The sequence below is a fragment of the Nonomuraea recticatena genome, from assembly GCF_039533245.1.
In the GTDB taxonomy this organism is placed as follows: domain Bacteria; phylum Actinomycetota; class Actinomycetes; order Streptosporangiales; family Streptosporangiaceae; genus Nonomuraea; species Nonomuraea roseola.
In genome coordinates, this window is record NZ_BAAATE010000011.1 from 116,500 (window position 1) to 138,894 (window position 22,395).

Annotated in this window: 21 protein-coding genes and 3 tRNA genes; 9 read left to right on the forward strand and 15 right to left on the reverse strand. The window is 70.7% G+C overall.

Translation table 11 applies throughout. The features are described 5' to 3' along the window. Nucleotides 1-22 precede the first annotated feature (22 nt). The 8 genes from ABFX50_RS22275 to ABFX50_RS22310 all read right to left on the reverse strand — a co-directional run bounded on the left by ABFX50_RS22275 (nucleotide 23) and on the right by ABFX50_RS22310 (nucleotide 9,945). Nucleotides 23-1,459 carry a GH1 family beta-glucosidase gene (locus ABFX50_RS22275; RefSeq protein ID WP_346149197.1) on the reverse strand — a complete coding sequence of 479 codons (1,437 nt, stop codon included), beginning with the start codon at nucleotides 1,457-1,459 and terminating at the stop codon, nucleotides 23-25. A gap of 97 nt (nucleotides 1,460-1,556) precedes the next feature. Then, nucleotides 1,557-2,450, reverse strand: coding sequence for a carbohydrate ABC transporter permease (locus ABFX50_RS22280; protein WP_183659653.1), 894 nt, complete (start codon nucleotides 2,448-2,450; stop codon nucleotides 1,557-1,559). After that, nucleotides 2,447-3,421, reverse strand: a complete 975-nt coding sequence (locus ABFX50_RS22285) for a carbohydrate ABC transporter permease (RefSeq protein ID WP_346149199.1) — start codon at nucleotides 3,419-3,421, stop codon at nucleotides 2,447-2,449. Before ABFX50_RS22285 ends, ABFX50_RS22280 begins: the two co-directional genes overlap by 4 nt. A gap of 784 nt (nucleotides 3,422-4,205) precedes the next feature. Then, nucleotides 4,206-5,555, reverse strand: a complete 1,350-nt coding sequence (locus ABFX50_RS22290; RefSeq protein ID WP_183659655.1) for an ABC transporter substrate-binding protein — start codon at nucleotides 5,553-5,555, stop codon at nucleotides 4,206-4,208. 742 nt (nucleotides 5,556-6,297) lie between these two features. Continuing rightward, a complete protein-coding gene (locus ABFX50_RS22295; RefSeq protein ID WP_346149201.1) occupies nucleotides 6,298-7,416 on the reverse strand; it encodes a hypothetical protein in 1,119 nt (372 codons plus the stop codon). A gap of 142 nt (nucleotides 7,417-7,558) precedes the next feature. Next, nucleotides 7,559-8,521 (reverse strand): alpha/beta hydrolase, encoded by a 963-nt coding sequence (locus ABFX50_RS22300; protein WP_346149203.1) that lies wholly within the window; start codon nucleotides 8,519-8,521, stop codon nucleotides 7,559-7,561. Nucleotides 8,522-8,805: 284 nt separating this feature from the next. Continuing rightward, nucleotides 8,806-9,570 (reverse strand): VOC family protein, encoded by a 765-nt coding sequence (locus ABFX50_RS22305; protein ID WP_346149205.1) that lies wholly within the window; start codon nucleotides 9,568-9,570, stop codon nucleotides 8,806-8,808. A 42-nt stretch (nucleotides 9,571-9,612) separates the two neighbouring features. After that, nucleotides 9,613-9,945 carry a DUF3140 domain-containing protein gene (locus tag ABFX50_RS22310; protein WP_346149207.1) on the reverse strand — a complete coding sequence of 111 codons (333 nt, stop codon included), beginning with the start codon at nucleotides 9,943-9,945 and terminating at the stop codon, nucleotides 9,613-9,615. Nucleotides 9,946-10,025: 80 nt separating this feature from the next. On the opposite strand from ABFX50_RS22310, the gene ABFX50_RS22315 reads away from it, so the two are divergent. From ABFX50_RS22315 to ABFX50_RS22335, 5 genes are all read left to right on the forward strand, one after another. Further along, the gene (locus tag ABFX50_RS22315; RefSeq protein ID WP_183659660.1) at nucleotides 10,026-10,274 is read left to right on the forward strand and encodes a hypothetical protein; all 249 of its coding nucleotides are present in this window, start codon (nucleotides 10,026-10,028) and stop codon (nucleotides 10,272-10,274) included. A 49-nt stretch (nucleotides 10,275-10,323) separates the two neighbouring features. After that, on the forward strand, nucleotides 10,324-11,478 hold the full coding sequence (locus ABFX50_RS22320; RefSeq protein ID WP_346149210.1) for a mandelate racemase/muconate lactonizing enzyme family protein: 1,155 nt from the start codon (nucleotides 10,324-10,326) through the stop codon (nucleotides 11,476-11,478). Then, nucleotides 11,475-12,329 carry a dihydrodipicolinate synthase family protein gene (locus ABFX50_RS22325; protein ID WP_346149212.1) on the forward strand — a complete coding sequence of 285 codons (855 nt, stop codon included), beginning with the start codon at nucleotides 11,475-11,477 and terminating at the stop codon, nucleotides 12,327-12,329. The genes ABFX50_RS22320 and ABFX50_RS22325 overlap by 4 nt, the downstream gene beginning before the upstream one ends. After that, complete coding sequence (locus ABFX50_RS22330; RefSeq protein WP_346149213.1) at nucleotides 12,326-13,051, forward strand: SDR family NAD(P)-dependent oxidoreductase; 726 nt, start codon at nucleotides 12,326-12,328, stop codon at nucleotides 13,049-13,051. The genes ABFX50_RS22325 and ABFX50_RS22330 overlap by 4 nt, the downstream gene beginning before the upstream one ends. Before the next feature lie 99 nt (nucleotides 13,052-13,150). Then, the gene (locus ABFX50_RS22335) at nucleotides 13,151-13,957 is read left to right on the forward strand and encodes an IclR family transcriptional regulator (protein ID WP_346149215.1); all 807 of its coding nucleotides are present in this window, start codon (nucleotides 13,151-13,153) and stop codon (nucleotides 13,955-13,957) included. Here ABFX50_RS22335 and ABFX50_RS22340 read toward each other — a convergent pair. The 6 genes from ABFX50_RS22340 to ABFX50_RS22365 form a co-directional block, all read right to left on the reverse strand. Continuing rightward, a complete protein-coding gene (locus tag ABFX50_RS22340) occupies nucleotides 13,947-14,456 on the reverse strand; it encodes an O-acetyl-ADP-ribose deacetylase (RefSeq protein ID WP_346149217.1) in 510 nt (169 codons plus the stop codon). The genes ABFX50_RS22335 and ABFX50_RS22340 overlap by 11 nt on opposite strands. Before the next feature lie 110 nt (nucleotides 14,457-14,566). Next, a complete protein-coding gene (locus tag ABFX50_RS22345; RefSeq protein WP_346149219.1) occupies nucleotides 14,567-15,970 on the reverse strand; it encodes a dihydrolipoyl dehydrogenase family protein in 1,404 nt (467 codons plus the stop codon). Between the two features lie 115 nt (nucleotides 15,971-16,085). Then, nucleotides 16,086-16,160: transfer RNA gene (locus ABFX50_RS22350), tRNA-Val, on the reverse strand. Between the two features lies 1 nt (nucleotide 16,161). Then, nucleotides 16,162-16,232: transfer RNA gene (locus ABFX50_RS22355), tRNA-Cys, on the reverse strand. Nucleotides 16,233-16,260: 28 nt separating this feature from the next. Beyond that, nucleotides 16,261-16,332: transfer RNA gene (locus tag ABFX50_RS22360), tRNA-Gly, on the reverse strand. Between the two features lie 60 nt (nucleotides 16,333-16,392). After that, nucleotides 16,393-17,043 (reverse strand): ACT domain-containing protein, encoded by a 651-nt coding sequence (locus ABFX50_RS22365; RefSeq protein ID WP_346149221.1) that lies wholly within the window; start codon nucleotides 17,041-17,043, stop codon nucleotides 16,393-16,395. A gap of 89 nt (nucleotides 17,044-17,132) precedes the next feature. On the opposite strand from ABFX50_RS22365, the gene dusB reads away from it, so the two are divergent. The 3 genes from dusB (at nucleotide 17,133) to ABFX50_RS22380 (ending at nucleotide 21,166) form a co-directional block, all read left to right on the forward strand. Next, complete coding sequence (gene dusB / locus ABFX50_RS22370) at nucleotides 17,133-18,242, forward strand: tRNA dihydrouridine synthase DusB (RefSeq protein WP_312895983.1); 1,110 nt, start codon at nucleotides 17,133-17,135, stop codon at nucleotides 18,240-18,242. Between the two features lie 69 nt (nucleotides 18,243-18,311). Further along, nucleotides 18,312-20,198, forward strand: coding sequence for a TRAP transporter permease (locus ABFX50_RS22375; protein WP_346149223.1), 1,887 nt, complete (start codon nucleotides 18,312-18,314; stop codon nucleotides 20,196-20,198). Then, nucleotides 20,195-21,166, forward strand: a complete 972-nt coding sequence (locus tag ABFX50_RS22380; RefSeq protein ID WP_346149224.1) for a TAXI family TRAP transporter solute-binding subunit — start codon at nucleotides 20,195-20,197, stop codon at nucleotides 21,164-21,166. Before ABFX50_RS22375 ends, ABFX50_RS22380 begins: the two co-directional genes overlap by 4 nt. Nucleotides 21,167-21,190: 24 nt before the next feature. Here the strand turns inward: ABFX50_RS22380 and ABFX50_RS22385 are convergent, their stop codons facing one another. Then, entirely contained in the window at nucleotides 21,191-21,685 is a 495-nt protein-coding gene (locus tag ABFX50_RS22385) for a DUF2087 domain-containing protein (protein WP_183659669.1), read from the reverse strand. A 45-nt stretch (nucleotides 21,686-21,730) separates the two neighbouring features. Here ABFX50_RS22385 and ABFX50_RS22390 point away from each other — a divergent pair, with 45 nt between their 5' ends. After that, complete coding sequence (locus tag ABFX50_RS22390; RefSeq protein WP_346149226.1) at nucleotides 21,731-22,333, forward strand: hypothetical protein; 603 nt, start codon at nucleotides 21,731-21,733, stop codon at nucleotides 22,331-22,333. Nucleotides 22,334-22,395 lie beyond the last annotated feature (62 nt).

Sequence of the window (22,395 nt, forward strand, 5' to 3'; positions counted from 1 at the left end):
CCCTGTCCCTGAGTGTCAGCGCCTATTCTGCCGGAACGCGCAAGCCACCGGCCTTGATGGTCTCGGCATACCAGAGCGCGCTGTCCTTGGGAATCCTCCGTAGCGTCTCCCTGTCGACGTAGACCAGGCCGAAGCGCTTGCCGTAGCCCCACGCCCACTCGAAGTTGTCCATGAGCGACCAGGCGAAGTAGCCGCGCAGCGGCACCCCCGCCATGATCGCGGCATGGCAGGCGCCCAGGTGGGCGTCGAAGTAGGCCAGCCGGTCCCCGTCGTGGACGGCGTCCTCGGCGGTGAGCTCGTCGTCGAAGGCGGCGCCGTTCTCCGAGATCACCATCGGGATGGCAGGGTACTCACGGGCCACCCAGGTGAGGATCTCCAGCAGGCCCGAGTCGTCGATCTCCCATCCCATCGAGGTGACAGGCCGTCCTGCGTTGACGAAGGAGACGTGCTCGCTGCCCACCCACGGCGAGCCGGAGTCGGTCGGCGCCGCGGCCGCCGAGGCAGCGCCGCCCGGCGTGCCCGACACGGTGAAGCGGCTGTAGTAGTTGACCAGCAGCAGGTCGAGCGGCGCCGAGATGGTCTCCATGTCGCCGTCCCTGATGAAGTCGAGCTCACCCACCGCCCGCAGGTCCTCCAGGACGTCCTGCGGGTAGCGGCCCTTGAGCAGCGCGTCCAGGAAGAAGCGGTTCTGCAGGCCGTCGATGCGGCGGGCGGCGTCCAGGTCGGCGGGCGAGCCGGTCTCCGGCGTGATCGCGTACAGGTTGACGCAGCCGCCGATCTGCGTGTCCTTGCCCTGCGCCCGCATCGCCCTCACGGCAAGGCCGTGCGCGAGGTTCAGGTGGTGCGCGGCGCGGACGGCCTGCGCGGGCTCGCGTCGCCCCGGCGCGTGCTCGCCCGAGGCGTACCCCAGGAACGCCGCGCACCACGGCTCGTTGACCGTGCTCCAGTGCCGTACGCGGTCGCCCAGCGCGTCGTGCATGGTGGCCGCGTAGTCAGCGAAGCGCAGCGCGGTGTCGCGGGAGGGCCAGCCGCCCGCGTCCTCCAGCGCCTGGGGCAGGTCCCAGTGGTAGAGCGTCAGCCACGGGTCGACGCCGTGGTCGAGCAGCTCGTCGGTCAGGCGGCGGTAGAAGTCGAGGCCGGACTGGTTGATGCGGCCCTTGCCGTCCGGCTGGATCCTCGGCCACGAGACGGAGAACCTGTAGGCCTTGAGCCCGAGCTCGGCCATCAGCTTCACGTCGTCGCGGTAGCGGTGGTAGTGGTCGACCGCCAGGTCGGCGTGCTCGCCGTTCAGCACCCGCCCCGGCCTGGAGACGAAGGTGTCCCAGATCGACGTGCCCCTGCCGTCGGCCGAGACCGCGCCCTCGATCTGGTAGGCCGAGGTGGCGGCTCCCCAGACGAAGCCGGTGGGGAAGTCCAGGATGGCCGGTCCGGCCGAGGTCTGAGTCTCCTGCGTGGTCACGCAGCCTCCTCCTTCGTCGGTCGCATGACCGAGCTTCTGTTCTGGTGTCGGACCGCGAGGCGCGGGTTCGGGCGAGCAGCCGCGGTGCCTGCCCCGCTCACGACTTGACCGCGCCGTCCATGAGGCCGCCGATGATCTGCCGGCCGAAGAAGACGAACACGAGCAGCAGCGGGATGATCGACAGGGCGGTGCCCGCGAAGACGAGCACGTAGTTGGTCGAGTACTTCTCGTTCAGCGCCCTGATCGCGACCTGCACGGTCGGGTTGTCGGCGCGCAGGATGATCAACGGCCACAGGAACTCGTTCCAGATCAGCATGAACGTCTGGATCGACAGGACGGCCATGCCAGGCCTCACGGCCGGCACGACGACGTTCCACCAGATGCGCAGCGTGCTCGCGCCGTCGACCCTGGCCGCCTCGATCAGCTCGCGCGGTACGGCCTGGCGGGTGTACTGGGTCATCAGGAAGACGCCGAACCCGTTGACCAGGAAGGGCAGGATCACCGCCTGCAGGGTGTTCGTCCAGCCCAGCGTGACCATCATCTGGTAGAGCGGCACGACGCCCATCTGCTGCAGCGGCACCATCATGGTCAGCACCACCGACAGCAGCAGCACGTTGCGCCCGCGGAACTGCAGCGACGCGAACGCGAACCCGGCCAGCGTGGAGATGAGCACCACGGCCGCCGTCACGCTCGCCGTGACGATCACGGAGTTGATGATGCCGGTCATGAAGTGGGCGTTCTCCGCCGCGAAGACCGCCCTGACGTTCTCCCCGAGGTTGCCGCCGGGCAGCAGCGGCGGCGGGATGCTGTGCACGTCGGCGTTCGACCGCGTCGCGATGATGATCATCCAGTAGATCGGGAAGATCGACAGGATCGCGGTGAAGCCGAGCATGACCTTGGTGAGCACCGTGGCCTTGAACACGTCGCCGGCCGCGGGCGTGGACGCCCTGCGGCGTCGTGCTCCCTGCCTGCTGTGCTGGAGGGTGGTCATCGTGATCTCCCAAGGCCCCGGGTGATGGCGAAGTTGATGAGCGCGGCGATGAGGATCAGCAGGAAGAGGATCCAGGCGGCCGCGGCGGCGTAGCCGTAGTCGAAGTCGCGGAAGGCCTCCTTGACGATGAACATCGCCACCGTCTGGAACTGGCCGACGGTGCCTCCCGTCATGCCGCCGCCACCGAAGATCACCGGCTCGGCGAAGAGCGTGAACCCGCCGATGGTCGACACGATCACGGTGAAGATGATCGTCGGCTTGAGCAGCGGAACCGTGATCGTCCAGAACTGGCGGCGGGGCGTGGCCCCGTCGATCGAGGCCGCCTCGTAGATGTCCTTGGAGATGGTCTGCATCCCGGCGAGGTAGATGATCGCGTTGTAGCCGGTCCAGCGCCAGTCGACCATGGTGGCGATGGCGATCCACGACGACCACTTCTGGTTCTGCCAGTGGATGGGCTCCACGCCCAGCGTGCCGAGCAGCCAGTTCACCAGGCCGTAGTCCCTGGCGTACAGCTGGGTGAAGATGACGCCCACCGCGACCACCGAGGTGACCAGCGGGATCAGCACGCTCAGTCGCAGCACCAGCCGGCCGCGCAGCCGCTTGTTCAGCGCGTTGGCCAGCAGGAGGGCGATCAGCAGCTGCGGCACGGTCGCCAGCACGAAGATGCCCACCGTGTTGCCCACGGCGTTCCAGAACTTGGTGTCGGCGAGCAGCTGGGTGTAGTTCTCCATGCCGATGAAGTCCCTGTCGCCGGCCAGCTGCCACTCGTGCAGCGACACCCAGAGGGTGAAGACCAGCGGGAACAGTCCGAACAGGGCGAACAGCACGAAGTACGGGGAGACGAACAGGTAGGGGGTGGCCCGCATGTCCAGCCACGACAGCAGGTGTCGCCTGCCGGACTGGCGGTGCCGATGCGGGCCTGGAGGCACCGGACGGAGCCTGGTGCGGCCCGCGTCAACGTCGAGGCTCATCGCTGTCCCTTTCGTGGGATGGCGGCTGTGATGGTTCGTGAATGGCTTGTGGTGGGGTCGCGGCTTCGGCGGACGGCTTCTCGTGGGATGTGGCGGCCTTCGGGGAAGAACGCTTCCGCGGGCTGACCGTGTCCGCGGCTTCCGATCAGGGACAGGCCCTGGCCGGGCGAGCGCTTTCGGGAAGCTCGCCTCCCGCGAGAGGTGCGCTTCTGCGGCAGGCCGGCGTCCGCAGGAGGTCGGTCGGCTGTGGAAAGACGTTTCGGGACAGGACTCCGCGAGGAGGCCGGTGCCTTTGAGAAAGGGCGCCTTCCGTAGGGGTGATCTCCGGGGGAGGGGCGCCTCGGGTTGTGCGGATGGCTGGTTGCCGTGGGAAGGGTCTCCGTAGGCGGCTGGTCTCCGTGGGAAGGCGGCCTCGCTTTGTGTGGATGGCTGGTTGCCGTGGGAGGGGTCTCCGTAGGGGTGATCTCCTGGGGAAGGCCGCCTCGCCCTCCACCGACGGCCGATTCCCACGGGAAGGGTCTCCGTTCGCGGGCGATCTCCGTAAGACGGGTGCCTCGCCCTCCACGGACGGCAGGTTCCCTTGTGGGCACCGTCCGCAGGCGGGCGGCTCCGTGCGTGGGAGGAGCGCCTTCGCCTTCATGGACGGCGGTTCCCGCGGGAAGGGTCTTCTCAGGAAGTCGCCTGTCAGGGATGGCTTCCCCGGGGGCTCTTCGTGGGAGGGCGGCCGGAGGCGGTGACCATGCCCGCTCCGGCCGCCCCGATCGGGGGGCGTGGGGCTGCCGGGTCAGCCGGCCGCCATCTGTCCCTCAGCCACGAACTTCGCCCAGGCCTCGCCCCACTTCACCGAGCCCTGGTCGGCGCCCAGCAGCACCTGCTCGACGGCCGCTCGGACCTGGGTGTGCTTCTCTCCGAAGAAGATCGGGCTCACCGACTGCGTCGACTCGGCGAAGATCTTGCCGCTCGGCGCCTTGCTGAAGTAGTCGTTGACCGCGTCGGCGACCACGGGGTCCTTCTGACCGGCGAGGGTGCTCGGCACGCCGCCCGCCTCCTTGAACGCGTGCAGCTGACCCTCCTTGCCCGTGAGGTAGTTCAGGACCTCAGCGGCCTCCTTGGGGTGCTTGCTCTGCGCGGGGATCGCCAGCCAGGAGCCGCCCCAGTTGCCCGCACCGCCGGGCACGGCCGCGACGTCCCACTTGCCGGCGTTCTCCTCGCCGGCGTTGCCCGAGATCACACCCAGCATCCAGCTCGGGCAGGCCATGGTGGCGAAGGAGCCGTTCTTCTGGCCCGCCGCCCACTCGTCGGTCCAGGCGGCGAGCTTGGCGCTCAGCCCGGCCTCGCTCAACTTCTTGGTGAATTCGAAGGCCGTCTTGACCGCGGGGTTCGACTCGACGACGAGGTTCTGCTCCTTGTCGAAGTAGGTCAGGTTGCCGGCCTTGCCCGCCTCCTGGACCATCAGCGTGTTGAAGATGGTGACGGGGCCGTCGACGAAGCTGGTCTTCGGCAGCTTGGCCTTGAGCTGCTGGCCGACCTTCAGGTAGGAGTCCCAGTCGGGCCAGAGCTTGGCGACCTCCTCACGGTCGGTCGGCAGCCCCGCCTTCTTGAACAGGTCGCTGCGGTAGCACATGGCCATGCCGCCGACGTCGGTGCCGAGGGCGAACAGCTTGCCGTCCTTGTTGACGCCGGTGTTCCACTTCCACTCGGGGAAGTCGGCCTTGCGGCTGTCGAGGCCGTACTGCGCGAGGTCGACGAAGTGCTGCGGACGGGCGGCCATCTGGCCCATGCCGCTCTCGTCGATGCCGATGATGTCGCCCGCGCCGCTTCCCGCCTCCAGCCACTGGTTGACCTGCGGAAGGTACTCGGACTCGAAGTTGCCCGCGAGGTTGTCGTACTTGATCTGGATGTTCGGGTGGCTCTTGTTCCACTCCGCGACCGCGGAGTCGTAGCCGAAGTTCTCACCGCTGCCGAAGGTCTGCACGGTGATGGTGACCTTCTCGGCGGGAGCGGACGCCGAGGACGTGGTGGCGGCGGTGCCGTCCCCCGTGGAGCCCGAGCCGCACGCGGCGGCGGTGACGGTCAGCACGCTCACGACGGCTGCGGCCGCGAGCGGCCTGCCGCGGTTCTTGCTGTTCAACATTCCGAACCCCTCATCCGAGTCATGGAAGGCGCGCCGCGATCGGTCCCCGATGCCACGATCAGGCCGCACTGTGTATTTGGGAGCGCTCCCACGAAGATTGGCGGAACTGTGCGAGAACGTCAATGTCCCGAGATGTAACCGTTACTGTTTCGGCGAGTTGTCGGCCCGAATCGCCACTGCCAGTAACAATCGGCGACGCGGGTTATTGGGAGCGCTCCCAGATCATGACCGTTCAGTGGACGGTCTCACGAGGCCCTGCCTGCGGTTTCACGGCGTGACGGCGGCGGCGCGCTGTTCGTCTCCACGAGGGCCGCCTGTCGCCGGTGGCCTTCGGGTGGTGTGGGTGCGGCGAATGGGGCCCGGGCATCGCCGAGGTGGGGCCGGTGACGGGGGCTGCGTTCGGTTGGGTCGGTCTGAGCGGGCCCTCGGATGGCGTGGCAGACCCGGTGAGGTGTGCACCGGGGTCGCCGTCGATTCCGGTGGCACGTAGATCGCGGTTGGGTGCTGGGGGTGGTCAGCTGGTTGTGGTGGGTCAGGCTGGGCGGATTTCGGTGGCGTGGCAGGCCCGGTGAGGGGTGCACCGGGTCTCCGTCGATTCGGGGCGGCACCTCAATCACCGCCGGGTGCCGGGCCTGCTCAGCCGGGGTAGTGGATCAGCCGGGACAGCCGTCCGGTCCAGGGGCAGCTGTTCAGCCGGGACAGCCGTCCGGTCCAGGGACAGTTGTTCAGCCGGGACAGCCTGTCAGCCGGGGTAGCCGTTGCGCTGGTTGGCCTTCACGGCGCCCTGGTAGGCGTCGATCAGTCCCCAGATCCACAAGGCGAAGGCGACGGGGAGCAGCAGGAATCCGACGATGACGAACGTGAGCAGGAAACCGAAGAACAGCGTCGCGAAGGAGCCCAGCAGGATGCCGACGCCCTTGCCCGTGTCGCCGTTGATCATCGAGCCGACGCCGGGGAAGAAGAACGACAGCAGCAAGGAGATCGCGGGCTCCTTGCGGGCGGCGCGTGGGACGGGCATCCCCCGGTGGCCGTAGGGGACGGCAGGGTGTCCGAACGGGCCGGGGATCTGCTGGCCATAGGGCACGGGCGCGCCGGACTGCGCCCCGTAGGCTCCCGACGCCTGCGAGCCGTATCCACTCGAGGGCTGGGGGCTGTAACCGCCTGCAGGGGTTGAGCCGTAACCCCCTGAAGGGGTCGCGCCGTAGCCCGCTGAGGGCGGCGATCCGTAGCCACCTGAGGACTGGGCTCCATGACCGCCTGAGGGTTGGGCTCCGTAGCCGCCTGAGGGCTGGGCTCCATGACTGCTCGAGGGCTGGGCTCCGTAACCGCCTGAAGGTTGGCCGTAGCCGTTCGCGGAGGGTGCGCTGTAGCCGCTGGCAGGCTGGGAGCCGTAACCGGATGACGAGGTCGCGCCGTAACCCCCGGAGGATTGCGCGCCGTAGCCTCCCTGTGCCGATGAGCCGTAACCGCTCGAGGGCTGTGCGCCGTATCCTCCCGGTGCGGGGGAGCCGTAGCCGCTCGACGGCTGCGCGCCGTAGCCTGCCGGAGGTTGGGCGCTACCGGATTGCGCGCCGTAACCGGATGCGGGCTGGGCTCCGGGCTGGGCTCCGTAACCTCCTGCGGGCTGAGCTCCGTAGCCCCCTGCGGGCTGGGAGCCGTAGTCGACCGGGGCCTGCGCGTCGTAGCCGCCGACGGGCTGCTGGCCGTAGCCGCTGGGAGGCTGCGCGCCGTATCCGCCCGGCTGGGAGGCGCCGTACGACCCGGAGGGCGCTTGCGTGCCGTACGGCTCCGCGGAGGCGCCCTGGGGATCAGGCGTGTGCGAAGGCGGTTCGCCGTACGGGTAGGACTGCTGGTCGGACAAGACGACCCCCGAGGAGGAGACGGATTTTTGTCCCAGACTATGCCCCCACCCAGCGAATCCACGGGAATCCCTGATCACCCTGGCCCTGTCCGTGGACTTCTGCTGCGGCTGTCGACGCTCGACGCGGGTGCCGAGAACGCGGTCAGCGGAGGAAGGCGCGACGCAGGGCGGTGATGCGGGCCGCTCCCGCCGCGCGGCTCACCTCCACGTCGGGAACCATCAGGTCGAACCCGTGGAAGGCGCCGGGGTAGAGGTGGAACTCGGTGGAGACGCCCGACTGGGCCAGGCGCTGGGCGTAGGTGAGACACTCGTCGCGGAACACCTCCAGCTCCCCGACGTCGATGAACGACGGCGGCAGCCCCGACAGGTCGTCGGCCCTGGCGGGAGCCGCGTAGGGCGAGACGTCGTCGCCGCCCCGCCTGTCGCCGAGCAGCGAGGTCCATCCGAAGACGTTGGCCGCCCTGTTCCACACCACGGCCGTCTCGAACTGCACCGTCGAGGGCGTGTTGTCGCGGTCGTCGAGCATGGGGCAGACCAGCAGCTGGAAGGCGAGGGCGGGGCCGCCCCTGTCCCTGGCCTGCAGCACCGTGCCCGCCGCCAGCCCGCCGCCCGCGCTGGCCCCGCCGACCGCTATGCGTATGGAGTCGATGCCCAGCTCGGCGGCGTTCTTGGCGGTCCAGAGCAGGCCCGCGTAGCAGTCTTCGATCGGCGCCGGGTCGGGGTGTTCAGGCGCGAGGCGGTAGTCGACCGACACCACCGCGCAGCCGACCTCCTTCACGAAGCGCCCGACGAAGGCGTCGTCGTATTCGGGGCTGCCGATGACCATGCCGCCGCCGTGGATCCAGTACAGGCAGGGCAGGGCGCTCCGATCGGACCCGGCGGGACGGTAGACGCGCAGCCGTACGTCGGGGGCGCCCTCGGGACCGGGCACCCTCAGGTCCTCGACGGTGACGAGCGGGTCGTCCACCGCGGACGCGGCGACCATGGCGGCGGCCTGGGCCCGCAGTGAGGGCAGGTCGGCGGGCGTCAGCGAGGCCGCGTCAGGCATCACCAGCTCCCCGATGGCGGCGGCGAGCTCGGGGTCGAGGTTGGGGTGGTGGGTCATTCGCGTGCAGCCTTCCGGTCGGGGACGTGCACCTCGATCGTGCGTGGCGGGGGCGTTCCTCACAACCGCAAGGCGGAGATGAACCGCCATCCGCCCCGCCGAATGGCGGGGAACCAGCAGGGAACCGCCATAGAACCGCCATGGAACCGGCATGGAGCCGCCATAGAGCCGACAGGGAGCTGCCATGGAGCCGGCCGCGGAGCGGCCCGAATGACCCGCACGGCCAGGCGTCGAAGGCCAGCGGGGGATCGGGCGGCGGTGAGCCGACGAGGCCCTGCCGGAGGTCAGGGGGAGCTGGTGATCACGGAGAACCTGGCGCCGAACGGGTCGGCGAGGGTGGCGAACCTGCCCACCCCCTGAACCGACTCCGCCGGCACCACGACCGTGCCGCCCAGCTGCTGGGTCATGGACACCGTGCCGTCGCAGTCGGAGACCTCGACGTACGGCCTCCAGTGCGGCCCCTCGTCCCCCATCAGCTCGACGAGCCCGCCGAAACTCGTGTCCTCGCTCTCACCCGTCGACAGCACCGTGTACGTCACGGGACCCATCGGCACCGCCTCGGCCCTCCATCCGAAGACCGCCTGGTAGAACGGCAGGACCGCCTCGGGATCCGCGACGTGGAGCTCGAGCCAGCCCAGCGAGCCCGGCTCGGTGACCAGGTCGAGGCCCACCAGGTCGCCGGCCTGCCACACCCCGAACTCCGCGCCCGCGGGGTCGGTGAAGAGGGCCAGCCGCCCTCTGGTGAAGACCTCGGACGGCGCGGCGCGCACCCTGCCGTCGTGCCGCTCGACCAGCTGCGCCGTGGCGTCGGCGTCGGGAGTGGCGAAGTAGGTGGTCCAGGCCGGCCTGGCGCCCTCCTCGGTGAGGGGCCCCATGGCCGCGACCGTCTTGCCCTCGTGTCGCAGGAAGCCGTAGTCGCCGCTGTAGGGGCCGGCGGGCTCGAACGACCAGCCGAAGACCCCCGAGTAGAAGGCGGCGGCCGCCTTCACGTCAGGCGTGCCGAGATCGAGCCAGTTCGGCGCTCCTGGAACGAACCGTGTGGTGAGCATGTCCCCAGCTTGACATCGCGCTCCGACAGATTGCGGGAGCGGCTAGGGACGCAGCGGGTCGTGCCCCACCGACATCAGGGCGTGGCGCCTGCGGTCGTCCTCGGCGGGTCCTTCGGTGTGGTCCTCGACGAACTCGATCGTGGTCCGCATGGTCGCCAGATCGTCGTCGGTGAGGTCGGCCTTGCGCTTGCCCAGCACGTGCAGCACCTTCCTGCCGAGCTCGGCCGCCCCGAGCGACGGGCCGGGCCGGAAAGCCTCCTCGTCGGAGGCGTCCGTCAGCAGCCAGACCCTCAGCTCCTCCGAGGTCATGTTGACGACCCGATGGAACTCCTCCCACAGCAGTTCACCGTCCGGGTCCACGCGTTCGCTCGTCATGTCCACCCGCTACCCGCGTTTTCCCGCCGAAACCGGGTAGGTGGTCGCGGTCAACGCCACCGCGAGCGGGGAGGATGACGATGCCGCTCATCGACAGTGAGTGCGTCAGGAAGCTTCTGGAGTCGGGAGACCCGGACGCCACGCTGGTGTTCGTACGAGGCGACTGCGTCGTCATGCCAGGCGGCGAGGTCGACGACGCCCACCGGGGCCTGGTCATCGCCAGGCGGTCCGATCTGAGGGAGTTCGTCCCCGGGGAGCACGCCACCGAGCAGGAGCTCCAGACGCTCGCCGATCGTCTCGACAACGTGGTGAGAGATCTGGGTGCATAGTCGCCACTGAATGTGGAACTTGCATGCGTAATACGCCATAGTATTGCGCATGCTGCAAGTGAAGATCGAGCGAGTGGACACCTTCGTGGTGAAGCTCGTGCCCCCCGAGGCGTACCTGGGAGCCCACCCAGGGGAGGCGGAAGGGGGCTACTTCCTGCGCCCGCCATGGCGCAGCCTCTACTCCTCCCGCTTCGAGACCGTGCTGACGAGGATCACCTGCTCCGACGGCTCGTACGGCTGGGGAGAGGGGCTGGCCCCCGTCGCGCCCGAGGTGCTCAAGGAGATCATCGACAGGCTGCTCGCGCCCGCCCTGCTCGGACAGGACCCTCGCAGGGTGCGTCCGCTGTGGACCAGGCTCGGCGGCCTCATGCGCGAGCGCGGCCACCTCGTCGGGCACCAGGCCGACGCCATGGCCGCCGTCGACATCGCGCTGTGGGACCTGGCGGGCAAGCTGCACGGCGCGCCCGTGCACGCCCTGCTCGGCGGCGCCTTCCGCGACGAGGTGCCGACCTACGTCTCGGGACTGCCGCGCCCCACCGACGCCGAGCGCGCCGCGCTGGCCGCCGAATGGGCGGGCCGCGGGGTCAGGGCCGTCAAGCTGCACCTGGGCAACGGCGTGAAGGAGGATCTGGCGACCTACGACGCGGTGGCGGCCGCGCACCCCGACCTCAGGATCGCCATCGACGCGCACTGGGCCTACGACCTGTCGCAGGCGCTGCGCCTGGGCAGGGCGCTCGACGAGCGCGGCGCCTGGTTCCTCGAGGCGCCGCTCGTCCCTGAGGACCTCGCCGCGCACCGCGAGCTCGCCGCCGCGCTGGCCACCCCCGTCGCCGTCGGCGAGGCGATGCGCAACCGCTACGAGTTCCGCGCCTGGCTGGAGGCCAGGGCCGTGGACCTGTGCCAGCCCGACGTCGGCCGCACCGGCATCACGGAGGCCATGGCCATCGCCGAGGTCGCCGCCGCCCACCACGTCCCCGTGGCCCCGCACCACTCGGTGGGGCTCGGCGTCATGGTCGCGGCGGGCGTGCACCTCGCCGCCGCCATCGAGGCGATGCCCGCCCTGGAGTACCAGCCGGGCACGATGGCCGTGGCCGACCGCGTCCTGACCGCCCCGACCGTGGGCGGCCCCGTCAGCTACGCCCTGTCCGACACCCCTGGCCTCGGCGTCGAGGTCGACCTCTCCCAGATCGAGGAGCACCAGTGAGCCGCGGACTGATCCCCGTCCTCGCCACCCCCTTCTACCCCGACGGCACGCTCGACCTGCCCTCGCTGCGCCGCCTGGTGGACTTCCAGCTCGAGTCGGGCGTGGACGGCATGGCGGTCTTCGGCTTCGCCAGCGAGGGTTTCGCCCTCACCGCGGCCGAGCGCGCCGAGATCCTCGGCGTCGTCGTGGGCAACGGCGTCCCGGTGGTCGCCGGCGTCGGCTCCACCGGCACGCTCGACGCGATCGAGCAGGTCAGGGCCGCGGCCGAGCACGGCGCCGACGTGGTGATGCTGCTCCCGCCGTACCTGGTCAAGCCCAGCGGCTCGCAGGTGATCGACTTCTTCGGCGCGGTGGCCGCCGAGGGCGGCCTGCCGGTGATGATCCAGGACGCGCCCGCGCAGACCGGCGTGCCGATGCCGGTCTCGCTGCTGGTGGAGCTGCTGAAGCTCGAGGGCGTCGAGTCGGTCAAGATCGAGACCCAGCCGACCGCCCCCAAGGTCGGCGCGCTCGCCGCCGACTTCGCCGTCCTCGGCGGGCAGAACGCCCTGTTCGTCCTGGAGGAGTACGCGCGCGGCGCCGTCGGCACCATGCCCGCCTGCGAATTCCCCGACCTGCTCGTTCCCGTCCTGCGCACCTGGTCGGAGGGTGACCGCGCGGGGGCGCGCGCGGCCTTCACCCGGCTGCTGCCGCTCATCAGGTACGGCCTGCAGCCCGGCATCGCCTGGTCGATCCACAAGCACGTGCTGGTCCGCAGAGGCATCATCGCCTCGGCCACGGTCAGGCCGCCCGCGCTCGACGCCGACGCCGCCACCCTGGCCTGGCTCGACGACATCCTGGACGACCTGGCATGAGAGGCGTGCTGGTGATCGGCTCCAGCTCGCCGATCGGCCGCGCCATCGGCAGGGCCTTCGCCGCCGACGGCGACACGGTCGTCGGCGTGGCGCTCGAGGAGGTCGACGAGCCCGCCTTCACCAGGAGCCTGGTGCTCGACTGCGCGAGCGCGGAAGGGGCCGAGGCGGCCGTCGACGCCGTGGCCGACGCCGCCGGCCGCCTGGACGTGGTCGTGCTCGCCGCCGCCGTCATGCCGGTCGCGCCGATCGCCGAGACCACCGACGAGCAGTGCCGCGCCGCGCTCGACGCCGTGCTCGGCACCGCCGTCGCGGTCAGCCGCGCCCCGCTCCCCCGGCTGGCCGCCGGCCGCCAGGCTGACGGCGGCGCGATCGTCGCCGTCAGCTCGGTCAACGCCTTCCTCGCCGCGCCGGGACTGCCCGCCTACGCGGCGGCCAAGGCCGGGCTCGAAGGGCTGGTCAGGCAGCTGGCCCTGGAGTACGGCCCGCACGGCGTCAGGGTCAACGCGGTGGCCCCCGGCATGATCGGCGGCGAGGACGTCCCCGACGCGGCGGCAGGCTATCCGCTGGGCCGTACCGGCACCGCCGAGGAGGTGGCGCAGGCCGTGCGCTTCCTCGCCGGCGCCGGATTCGTCACGGGGACGGTCCTGCCCGTCGACGGCGGGCTGTCCATCGCCTCGCCCGCCGCCTTCCTGCGCGAGGACCTGCGCGGACGCTGGCTCTGACGGCTGAGCGTCCCCGTCCCCTTCACCCGGGGGACGGGACAGGATCCGATGTATCATCCGTCATCTGGATGACTTTCCTACGCATGAGATCGGAGGCCGATGCCCAGGCCCAGCACCCGCGAGGTCGGCGGCGGCACCCAGAGCGTCGAGCGCGCACTGTCGCTGCTGCAAGCGTTCACGGCAGAGAGCCCCGAACGGAGGATCTCCGAGCTGGCCCAGCTCTCCGGCCTGGGCCAGTCCACGGTCTCGCGCCTGGTCGGCACCCTGGAGGCCCTCGGCTTCGTCACCCACGACGAGCGCAGCGGCCTCTACCGCCTCGGACCCACCGTCGTCGGGCTGGCAGGCGTCGCGCTCAACCAGTCGCCCGTGCACCGGCAGGCGCGCAGCCTCGCCCAGGAGCTGGCGGGGGAGCTGGGCCTCGGCGCCAACGTGGCCGAACGGCACGGCGACGCGCTGTTCTACCTGTGCCACTTCGAGGGCAGGCTGGCCCCCAGGGCGTACACGATGATCGGCAGCAAGGGGCCGCTGCACGCCACCGCGATGGGCAAGGCGCTGCTATCGGACCTCGGCGCGGACGACATCGAGGCCCTGATCGGCGCCGCCTACCCCGCCTACACCCCCAGGACCGTCCGCGACCTGCGGGCCCTGACGGCGGAGCTGGACGAGGTCAGGACCCGCGGCTACGCCACCGAGGTGGAGGAGCTGGCCTTCGGGAGGGCGTGCCTGGCGGCTCCGCTGCGCGACCGCTCGGGCAGGGTGGTCGCGGCGCTGTCGGTGTCGGGGCCGCTGTCGGCCGTGGACCTGCCCAACCGCCAGGACGAGCTGGCGCTGAAGGTGATCGAGCGGGCCGACCAGATCTCCACGGGGCTCGGTTACTCGGCCGTCTCGCCGATGCTCACCCGCTGAGCGCACGTTCGAAGGCGGCCAGCGCGTCCGCGCCGAACAGGACGAACCGCACCTCCTCCACCGAGGTGCTCGCCGCCCTGACCGTGGTGACGGCGACGCGGGCGGCGTCGTCCATCGGCCATCCGTAGATGCCTGCCGAGATCGCGGGGAAGGCCACCGTCGCCGCGCCCAGGGAGTCGGCGACCTTGAGCGACTCGCGGTAGCAGGAGGCCAGCAGCGCGCTGCGGTCCTCGTCGCGCGAGTGGACCGGGCCGACCGTGTGGATCACCCAGCGGGCCGGCAGGTTCCCCGCGGTCGTGGCGACGGCCTGGCCCGTCGGCAGGCCCCTGCCGTACCTGGAGGCTCTGAGAGCGCGGCACTCGTCGAGGATGGCAGGACCGCCGCGCCGGTGGATGGCGCCGTCGACCCCGCCGCCGCCCATCAGCGAGGAGTTGGCGGCGTTGACGACGGCGTCCACCTCCTGCTCGGTGATGTCCCCCTGCACCGTCGTGATCCTCATACGGCGACACTATCCCCCGCGGCGAACGGCGACCGGCTGCCACGGGCGGGAGATCCCGCCGCCACGGCCGAGCAGATCACTGCCGAGCAGATCACTGCCGAGGCGACGCGTCAGAGCCCGTACTCCTCCAGCAGGCGCAGCCAGATCTCGCTGACGGCGGGGAAGGCGGGAACGGCGTGCCACAGCGTCTCCAACGGCACCTCGGCCGTGACCGCGATGGTGGCCGCGTGCAGCAGCTCGGCGACCGCGGGCCCCGCGAAGGTGACGCCGAGCAGCACCCTGCGGCGCTCGTCGACGACCGCCTTCGCGCGGCCCTTGTACCCCTCGCCCATCAGCGAGGCGCCCGCCACGTTGCCCAGGTCGTACTCCACCACCCGTACCTCGAAGCCCTCGGCGCGGGCCGCCTCCTCCGTACGGCCGACCGCGCACACCTGCGGATCGGTGAACACGATCTGAGGAGCGCCGCGCCCGTCGGCGCTGTCGCGCAGCGAGGGGGCGTCGTCGGGGCGGCCGGCGGCGCGGGCGGCGATGACGTCGCCGCACACCCGCGCCTGGTACTTGCCCATGTGGGTGAGCAGGTTGCGGCCGTTGACGTCGCCCACGGCGTACAGCCAGTCGGAGCCGGGGACCCGCATGCTGTCGTCCACCTCGACGGCGCCGTCGAGGTCCAGGCCGAGGCCGTCGGTGGCGGGACGGCGGCCGGTGGCCACCAGCAGCTCGTCGGCCTCCACCTGCTCCCCACCCGCCAGATGGACCGTGACGGGCCCGCCGTCCGCCGCGCGCTCGACCCCCGTGACCTTCGCGCCCATGCGCACGTCGACGCCCGCCTCGCGCATCGAGTCGGCCAGCAGCTCCCCGGCGAAGCGCTCCATCCGCCCGAGCAGCCGGTCGCCGCGCACCAGCAGCGTCGTCTCGGTGGCACCGAGGGCGTGCAGGGCCTGGGCCATCTCGCAGGCCACCACCCCGCCGCCGAGGACCACCAGCCTGCCCGGCACCTCACTCACCGTCGTGGCGTCCCTGCTGAACCAGGGCCGCGCCGCCGCCAGCCCGGGAACGTCGGGGACGACGGGGACGCTGCCGGTCGCCAGGACCACCGCGTGCCTGGCGCGCAGCCGCGTCACCGTGCCGTCGTGGCCGCTCACCTCCACGAGCCGCTCGCCCGCCACGCGTCCCCTGCCGCGCACGAGGGTGGCAGGCAGGCCGGTGATCCAGCCGGCCTGGCCGCTGTCGTCGAGCCCGGCGACCGCCTTGTCCCTGGCGGCCAGGACGGCGGGCACGTCGATCGGGCCCTCCAGCCTCAGCCCGCGCACCCTGCCCACCTCGGCGGCCAGCTCCACGGGGCGCAGCAGCGCCTTGCTGGGGATGCAGGCGTAGTAGGAGCACTCACCACCCGCCAGATGATCCTCCACGACGGCGCACGACAGCCCGCCGCGCACCACCCGCCCTGCCACGTTCTCACCCGCGGGACCGGCGCCGATGACGACGACGTCCACGTCCGTGCTCTGTTCCGTCATGCCTTCGAAGGTACGGCCTCAGCAGCCGGAGGGTCAGACGAGGGTCCGTGGCCGTCGAGGTCCGCCCCCCGCGGGGGACAGCAGAAAGCCCCAGGTCGCTGACCTGGGGCTGCTCTGGTGGACGATACTGGGATTGAACCAGTGACCTCTTCCGTGTCAGGGAAGCGCTCTCCCGCTGAGCTAATCGTCCGAGGTGGAGACGGGATTTGAACCCGTGTGGACGGCTTTGCAGGCCGCTGCCTCGCCTCTCGGCCACTCCACCGAGCGAGGCCTACGATGTGGCCTCTCCGAGCGGAAGACGGGATTCGAACCCGCGACCCTCACCTTGGCAAGGTGATGCTCTACCACTGAGCCACTTCCGCGTTGCCGCACGTTCGCGGCGACAGAGAAAACTCTAGCGGAGTTTCCGAGCGGATGCGTCATCACTCGCCCCTGCGGAGCTGCCGTGCCACCATCCGCTCGGTCGACGGCAGGGTCAGGAAGATCTCCAGGATCCTGGTCAGGCGGTGCACCTCCATGCGGTGGAAGGCGGGCCCCTCCGAGCGGGCCAGCATGAGGGTGAGCGCCAGCGGGGGCAGGGGAGCGGCGATGATGTGCAGGCCCGACTCGAGCGTGGAGGCCACGGGCCTGGGCGGGACGGCCTCGGGCAGCGGCACGTCGGCAGGGGCGCGCCAGCTGGAGTAGACCAGGGAGCGGGGCTCCTTGTCGGTGCCCGCCGCCGCCCAGTCGGCGCTGAAAAGGACGGGCATGGAGTCGATCAGCGTGGACAGCGCCCTGTCGCCCGCGGTGGTGATGTACTTGAGGATCTCCAGCTCGGGATAGGTGCCGGGGGCCTCGCGGGTGGTCCACACGCCCTCGACGGTCACACCGGGCACGCTCAGCAGGCTCTTGGCCAGCGCCTCCTTCGAGGTGCCTTCGGGGCAGAAGAGCGTGAAGTCGTCGAGCGCCCTGCCGCCACCGCGTTCGAGCACGGTGACCTGGGTGATGTCGGTGCCTGCGACGCCCAGCACGCGGGTGATCTGACCGAGGGCCCCTGGCCTGTCGGGCAGCGCGATGCGCAGTCGCAGAAGCATCCATGGCCTCCGAATGTCGCTGGACGATCCCTGGCCACACCCTATCCGCGAATAACACTCACGGCTCGACGTGCGCTAGAACTTAACAGGTGAAGATTGGGCCCTTTGAGGTGTGGCCGCCGGTGGTGCTCGCGCCCATGGCGGGCATCACCAACGCGCCGTTCAGGGTGCTCTGCCGCGAGCAGGGCGCCGGGCTGTTCGTGTGCGAGATGATCACGACCAGGGCCCTGGTCGAGCGCAACCCCAAGACCATGCGCATGATCCGGTTCGCCGACTCCGAGCGCCCGAGGAGCATCCAGCTCTACGGCGTCGACCCCGACATCGTCGGCAGGGCGGCCAGGATGATCGCCGAAGAGGACCTCGCCGACCACATCGACCTCAACTTCGGCTGCCCGGTGCCCAAGGTGACGCGCAGGGGCGGCGGGTCGGCGCTGCCGTACAAGCGCAACCTGCTGCGGCGCATCCTGCGCGCGGCCGTCGCCAACGCCGGCGCGCTGCCCGTCACGATGAAGATGCGCAAGGGCATCGACGACGACCACCTCACCTACCTCGACGCGGGACGCATCGCGGTGGAGGAGGGCGTGGCGGCCATCGCGCTGCACGGCCGTACGGCCAGGCAGCACTACGGCGGCGTCGCCGACTGGGAGGCGATCAGGCGCCTGAAGGAGGCCGTCACCGAGATCCCCGTGCTCGGCAACGGCGACATCTGGAGCGCCGACGACGCGCTGCGCATGGTGGCCGAGACCGGCTGCGACGGCGTGGTGGTCGGGCGCGGCTGCCTGGGCAGGCCGTGGCTGTTCAGGGATCTGGAGAACGCCTTCAACGGCAGCGACGAGCGGGCCAGGCCCACTCTGGGCGAGGTGGCCGACACGATGGCCAGGCACGCCGAGGGCCTCACCGAGTGCTTCGACATCGAGCGCTACGCCATCGCCGACTTCCGCAAGCACGTCGGCTGGTACCTGAAGGGCTTCACCGTAGGCGCCGACCTGCGGCGCGAGCTGGCGACGGCCGAGTCGCTCGAAGGACTGCGCTCGAGCTTGGCCAAGCTCGAGCGCGACCAGCCGTGGCCGCCCAACACCGACACCCCTCGCGGCAAGTCCGGCGAGCGCGACAGGGTACACCTGCCCGACGGCTGGCTCGACGATCCCTACGACTGCGTCGTGCCCGAGGACGCCGAGTCCGACATCTCAGGCGGCTGAGCGCCCGGCGTGCCCGCCGGCAGACGATCTCTTGACTTACTGTCGGTTCACGTGGGTAACTTGCCCACCGTGAGCGCCTCTTCCACCGAGGACCTGATCGCCGAATACGACGCCGAACGGCCCGTGCGCAAGCTCGGCGGCCGGGTCTCCGCGCTCGTCACCGTCATCTCGCTCGGCCTGGCCCTCTACGTCCTGTGGTGGACGTTCTTCCCCGGCGCGATCCAGCCGTACAGGATCGGCTTCCTCGCCGTCGTGCTGCCGCTGGTGTTCGTGTGCTTCGGACGCGACAAGGAGCGGCCCTCGGTCCTCGACTGGCTGCTGGCGGCGCTGGCGCTGGCGGCCTGCCTCTACCCGCTCGTCGTCTTCGACGAGTTCATCAGGCGCGCCTTCGACCCGACCACGCTCGACATCGCGGCGGGGCTGGCGATCACCGTGCTGGTGCTCGAGGCGGCGCGCAGGACCGTCGGCTGGATCCTGCCCGCGGTCTGCCTGGCCTTCGTCGCCTACGCCTACTGGGGTGGCTGGATCCCCGTCGGCTGGTCGATCGGGCACAAGGGCTACGACCTCGACCGCATCGTCGTCGCCTTCACCATGGGCACCGAGGGCGTCTACGGCGTGCCGCTCGACGTGGCGGCCACCTACATCATCCTGTTCACCATCTACGGCGCGGTGCTCGACCACTCCGGCGCGGGCAAGTTCTTCGTGGACGTGTCGATGGCCGCCTTCCGCAGGTCGCGCTCCGCCCCCGGCCGTACGGTCACCCTGGCGGGCTTCCTGCTCGGCACGGTCAGCGGCTCGGGCGTGGCCACCACGGTGAGCGTCGGCAGCGTGGCCTGGCCGATTCTCAAGCGCGCCGGCTACCCGAGGGAGCAGGGCGGCGGCGTGCTGGCCGCCTCGGGCATCGGCGCGATCCTGTCGCCGCCCACACTGGGCGCCGCGGCGTTCATCATCGCCGAGTACCTCAGGGTCAGCTACCTGCAGGTGCTGCTCTACGCCACGATCCCGACCGTGCTCTACTACCTGGGCATCTTCCTGGCCATCGAGATGGACGCGAGGAAGTACGGCACGCGGGCCGTCCAGGTCGACGCGCCCCGGCTGTGGCCCCTGGTCAGGCGGTTCGGCTACCACTTCAGCTCGCTGTTCGTGATCGTCATCCTGATGGCGATGGGCCAGTCGCCCTTCCGCGCGGTGGTCTACGCGACGCTGCTGGCCTTCGCGCTGTCCTTCCTCGACCGCGAGCACGCGCTCACCCCGCGCAGGGCCGCCGAGGCCCTGGCGGCGGGGGTCAAGGGCGTGCTGCCCGTGGCGGCGACCTGCGCGGCGGCCGGCACGATCGTCGCGGTCGTCACGCTGACGGGGCTCGGCCTGAAGGTCAGCTCGCTCATCGTCGGCCTGTCGGGCGGCAACCTGATCGCCACGGCCGTGATGTGCGCGGTGGCGGTGCTGCTGCTCGGCCTCGCCGTGCCGGTGACCGCGTCGTTCGTCATCGCGGCCGTCATCATCGGGCCCGCGCTGACCAAGCTCGGGGTCAGCTTCCCCGAGGCGTACATGTTCATCTTCTACTACGCGGTGCTGTCGGAGGTGAGCCCGCCGACCGCGCTGTCGGCGTTCGCCGCCTCGGCGCTGACCGGTGGCAACGCCTACCGGACGATGATCGCGACGTGGAAGTACTCCCTGCCCGCCTTCCTGGTGCCCTTCGCGTTCGTGCTGACGCCGGCTGGAGGGGCGCTGCTGGGGCAGGGGACACCCTGGCAGATCGCCTGGACGTTCGCGGCCTCCGCGCTGGCGGTCGTGGTGCTCGCCGTGGCCACCGGCGGGCTCGCGGGCCCTGTCGAGCGGGTGCTGTGCGGGGTGGCCGCGCTGCTGCTGCTGGTCCTGTCGCCGGTGCCGATCGCGATCGGGTCGGGTCTCGCACTGCTGGCGCTGGCCGTCCATCTAGTGAGGAGACGCACATGAGGGTTCTGTCCATCGTGGTGGCGGCGGCGCTGGCCGCCGCCCTGACCGGCTGCGGCGGCGACCGAGGCGCCGAGAGGGCCGAGCAGAGCACCACCGGAGCGGGGAAGCGGCTGTCGATCGCCACCGGCAACACCACAGGCGTCTACTACATCCTCGGCGGCGGCCTGGCCGACCTGATCACCAAGCACCTGCCCGGCTACGAGGCCACCGCGGAGGCGACGGGCGCCTCGGTGGAGAACATCCAGCGCGTGGTGAAGGGCGACTCCGACATCGGTTTCTCCCTCGCCGACTCGGCCGCCGACGCCGTGCAGGGCAAGGGCGCCTTCACCTCGCCGCAGCCGATCAGGGCGATCGCCAGGCTCTACAACAACTACACGCAGGTCGTGGCCACCGCCGACTCGGGGATCAAGAGCATCGCCGACCTCAAGGGCAAGCGCGTCTCCACCGGCTCGCCCAACTCGGGCACCGAGGTGATCGCGCTGCGCCTGCTCAAGGCGGCGGGCCTCGACCCCGACAAGGACGTCACCAGGCAGGCGCTCGGCCTGCCCGAGAGCGTCGACGCCATGAAGTCGGGCGGCCTCGACGCGCTCATCTGGTCGGGCGGCCTGCCCACGCCGGGCATCACCGACCTGACCACCAGCCTGAAGGCCGAGGCGGTCTTCGTGCCGCTCGACGACGTGCTGCCCAAGCTCCAGGCCGAGCACGGTCAGGTCTACGCGGCCGGCAGCATCGGCAAGGACGTCTACCAGGCGCCCGCCGACGTGGCCACGATCGTGGTGCCCAACCTGCTGGTGGTCAACGAGTCGATGGACGCCGCGCTGGCCGAGAGCATCACCAAGCTCATCTTCGACCACCACGCCGACCTGGTCGCCGTCTCCAAGGCGGCCTCGGAGATCACCAAGGAGACCGCCGTCAAGACCGATCCCGTGCAGCTGCACGACGGCGCCAAGAAGTACCTCGGCGGTTAGGCGGCAGGCGGCGGCCGGGGCCCGCTACAGGTCCACGGGGCCGCCGCTGCGCCAGTAGACGTTGGCCTCCCTGGACAGCAGCTCTGACTCGACGAGGTAGCGGCGCAGGGCGGCGTGGTCGTCGTGGAAGGCGCGCAGCAGCACGTTGACGTCCTTCTCGGGGTAGCGGACGCCGGGCTCGAAGACCCTGGAGATGTGGCGCAGCACGACCATCCGCTTCTCCCACCTGGCGGGGATCTCCTTCAGCCGCCCGTCGACGAGGAAGGCCTCCAGCACCCGCTCCTCGCCGGTCAGCCTGCGCGCCGGCGGGGCGGCGGCCTTCAGCAGCTCGCGGAAGCGCTCGGGCCGCGCCCGCCAGCCGCCGTCCTCGTCCCTGACGGCGAGCCCGCCGCGGCCCAGCCGCTCCAGGCACTCCTCACCCTGCTCAGGGGGCTGGCCGAGCACCAGCGAGGCGAACGCCCTGAGCGTGTCGTCCTGGTGGAGGAGCCCGAGGACCCGCCGGATCTCTTCGTCGTTCATACCGCCATTTTGAACCATTCGACGACCTTGAACGTCTGACCCTGCGTGATGACCAACCTCCTGCTCGCCGGGGCGCTCGCGCTCACCGCCACTCCCTCGGCCACCATCCCCCAGGGCTTCCTGCTGTGGGAGAAGGCCGCGGCCACGAAGGACGACAACCCGGAGACCAACTGGGCCGTCAGCGGCCGCACGTCGGCGCGGCTGACCGTGAACCCCTGCGACAAGGCGAAGCTCGCCTCGGCGGGCAGGGTCGCGGCGCGGACGATCGTCTACACCTCCGTGCCCGACTTCCAGAGGTCCGAGCAGGTGATCCTCTTCTCCTCCGCCGACCTCGCCACGCAGGCGATGGCGGGGCTGCGCTCGGCGCTGCGGACGTGCGCCACGGTCAAGTCTCAAGGACCCGACTACCGGTACGCGGGCAAGAAGGCGGCGCTCGGGGACGAAGGGCTCGCGGTGACGGGCCAGAGCTACGACGGGCGCAGGGCGGCGATCGGCGGTGAGCGGGCGATCGTGACGCGCAGGGGGAACGCCCTGGTGCTCTACTCGCAGGCGGGGGAGTGGGGCAAGCCGGCGGCGAGCGACTTCGCGGCCCAGACCAAGGACGCCAGGAAGATGCTGGCGAAGATCTGCTCGATCGCCTCGTGCTGATTGTCACGACCTTGAGACGTGATCATGACACGAACGCAAGGTCTTGACGGCGACCCTTGAGG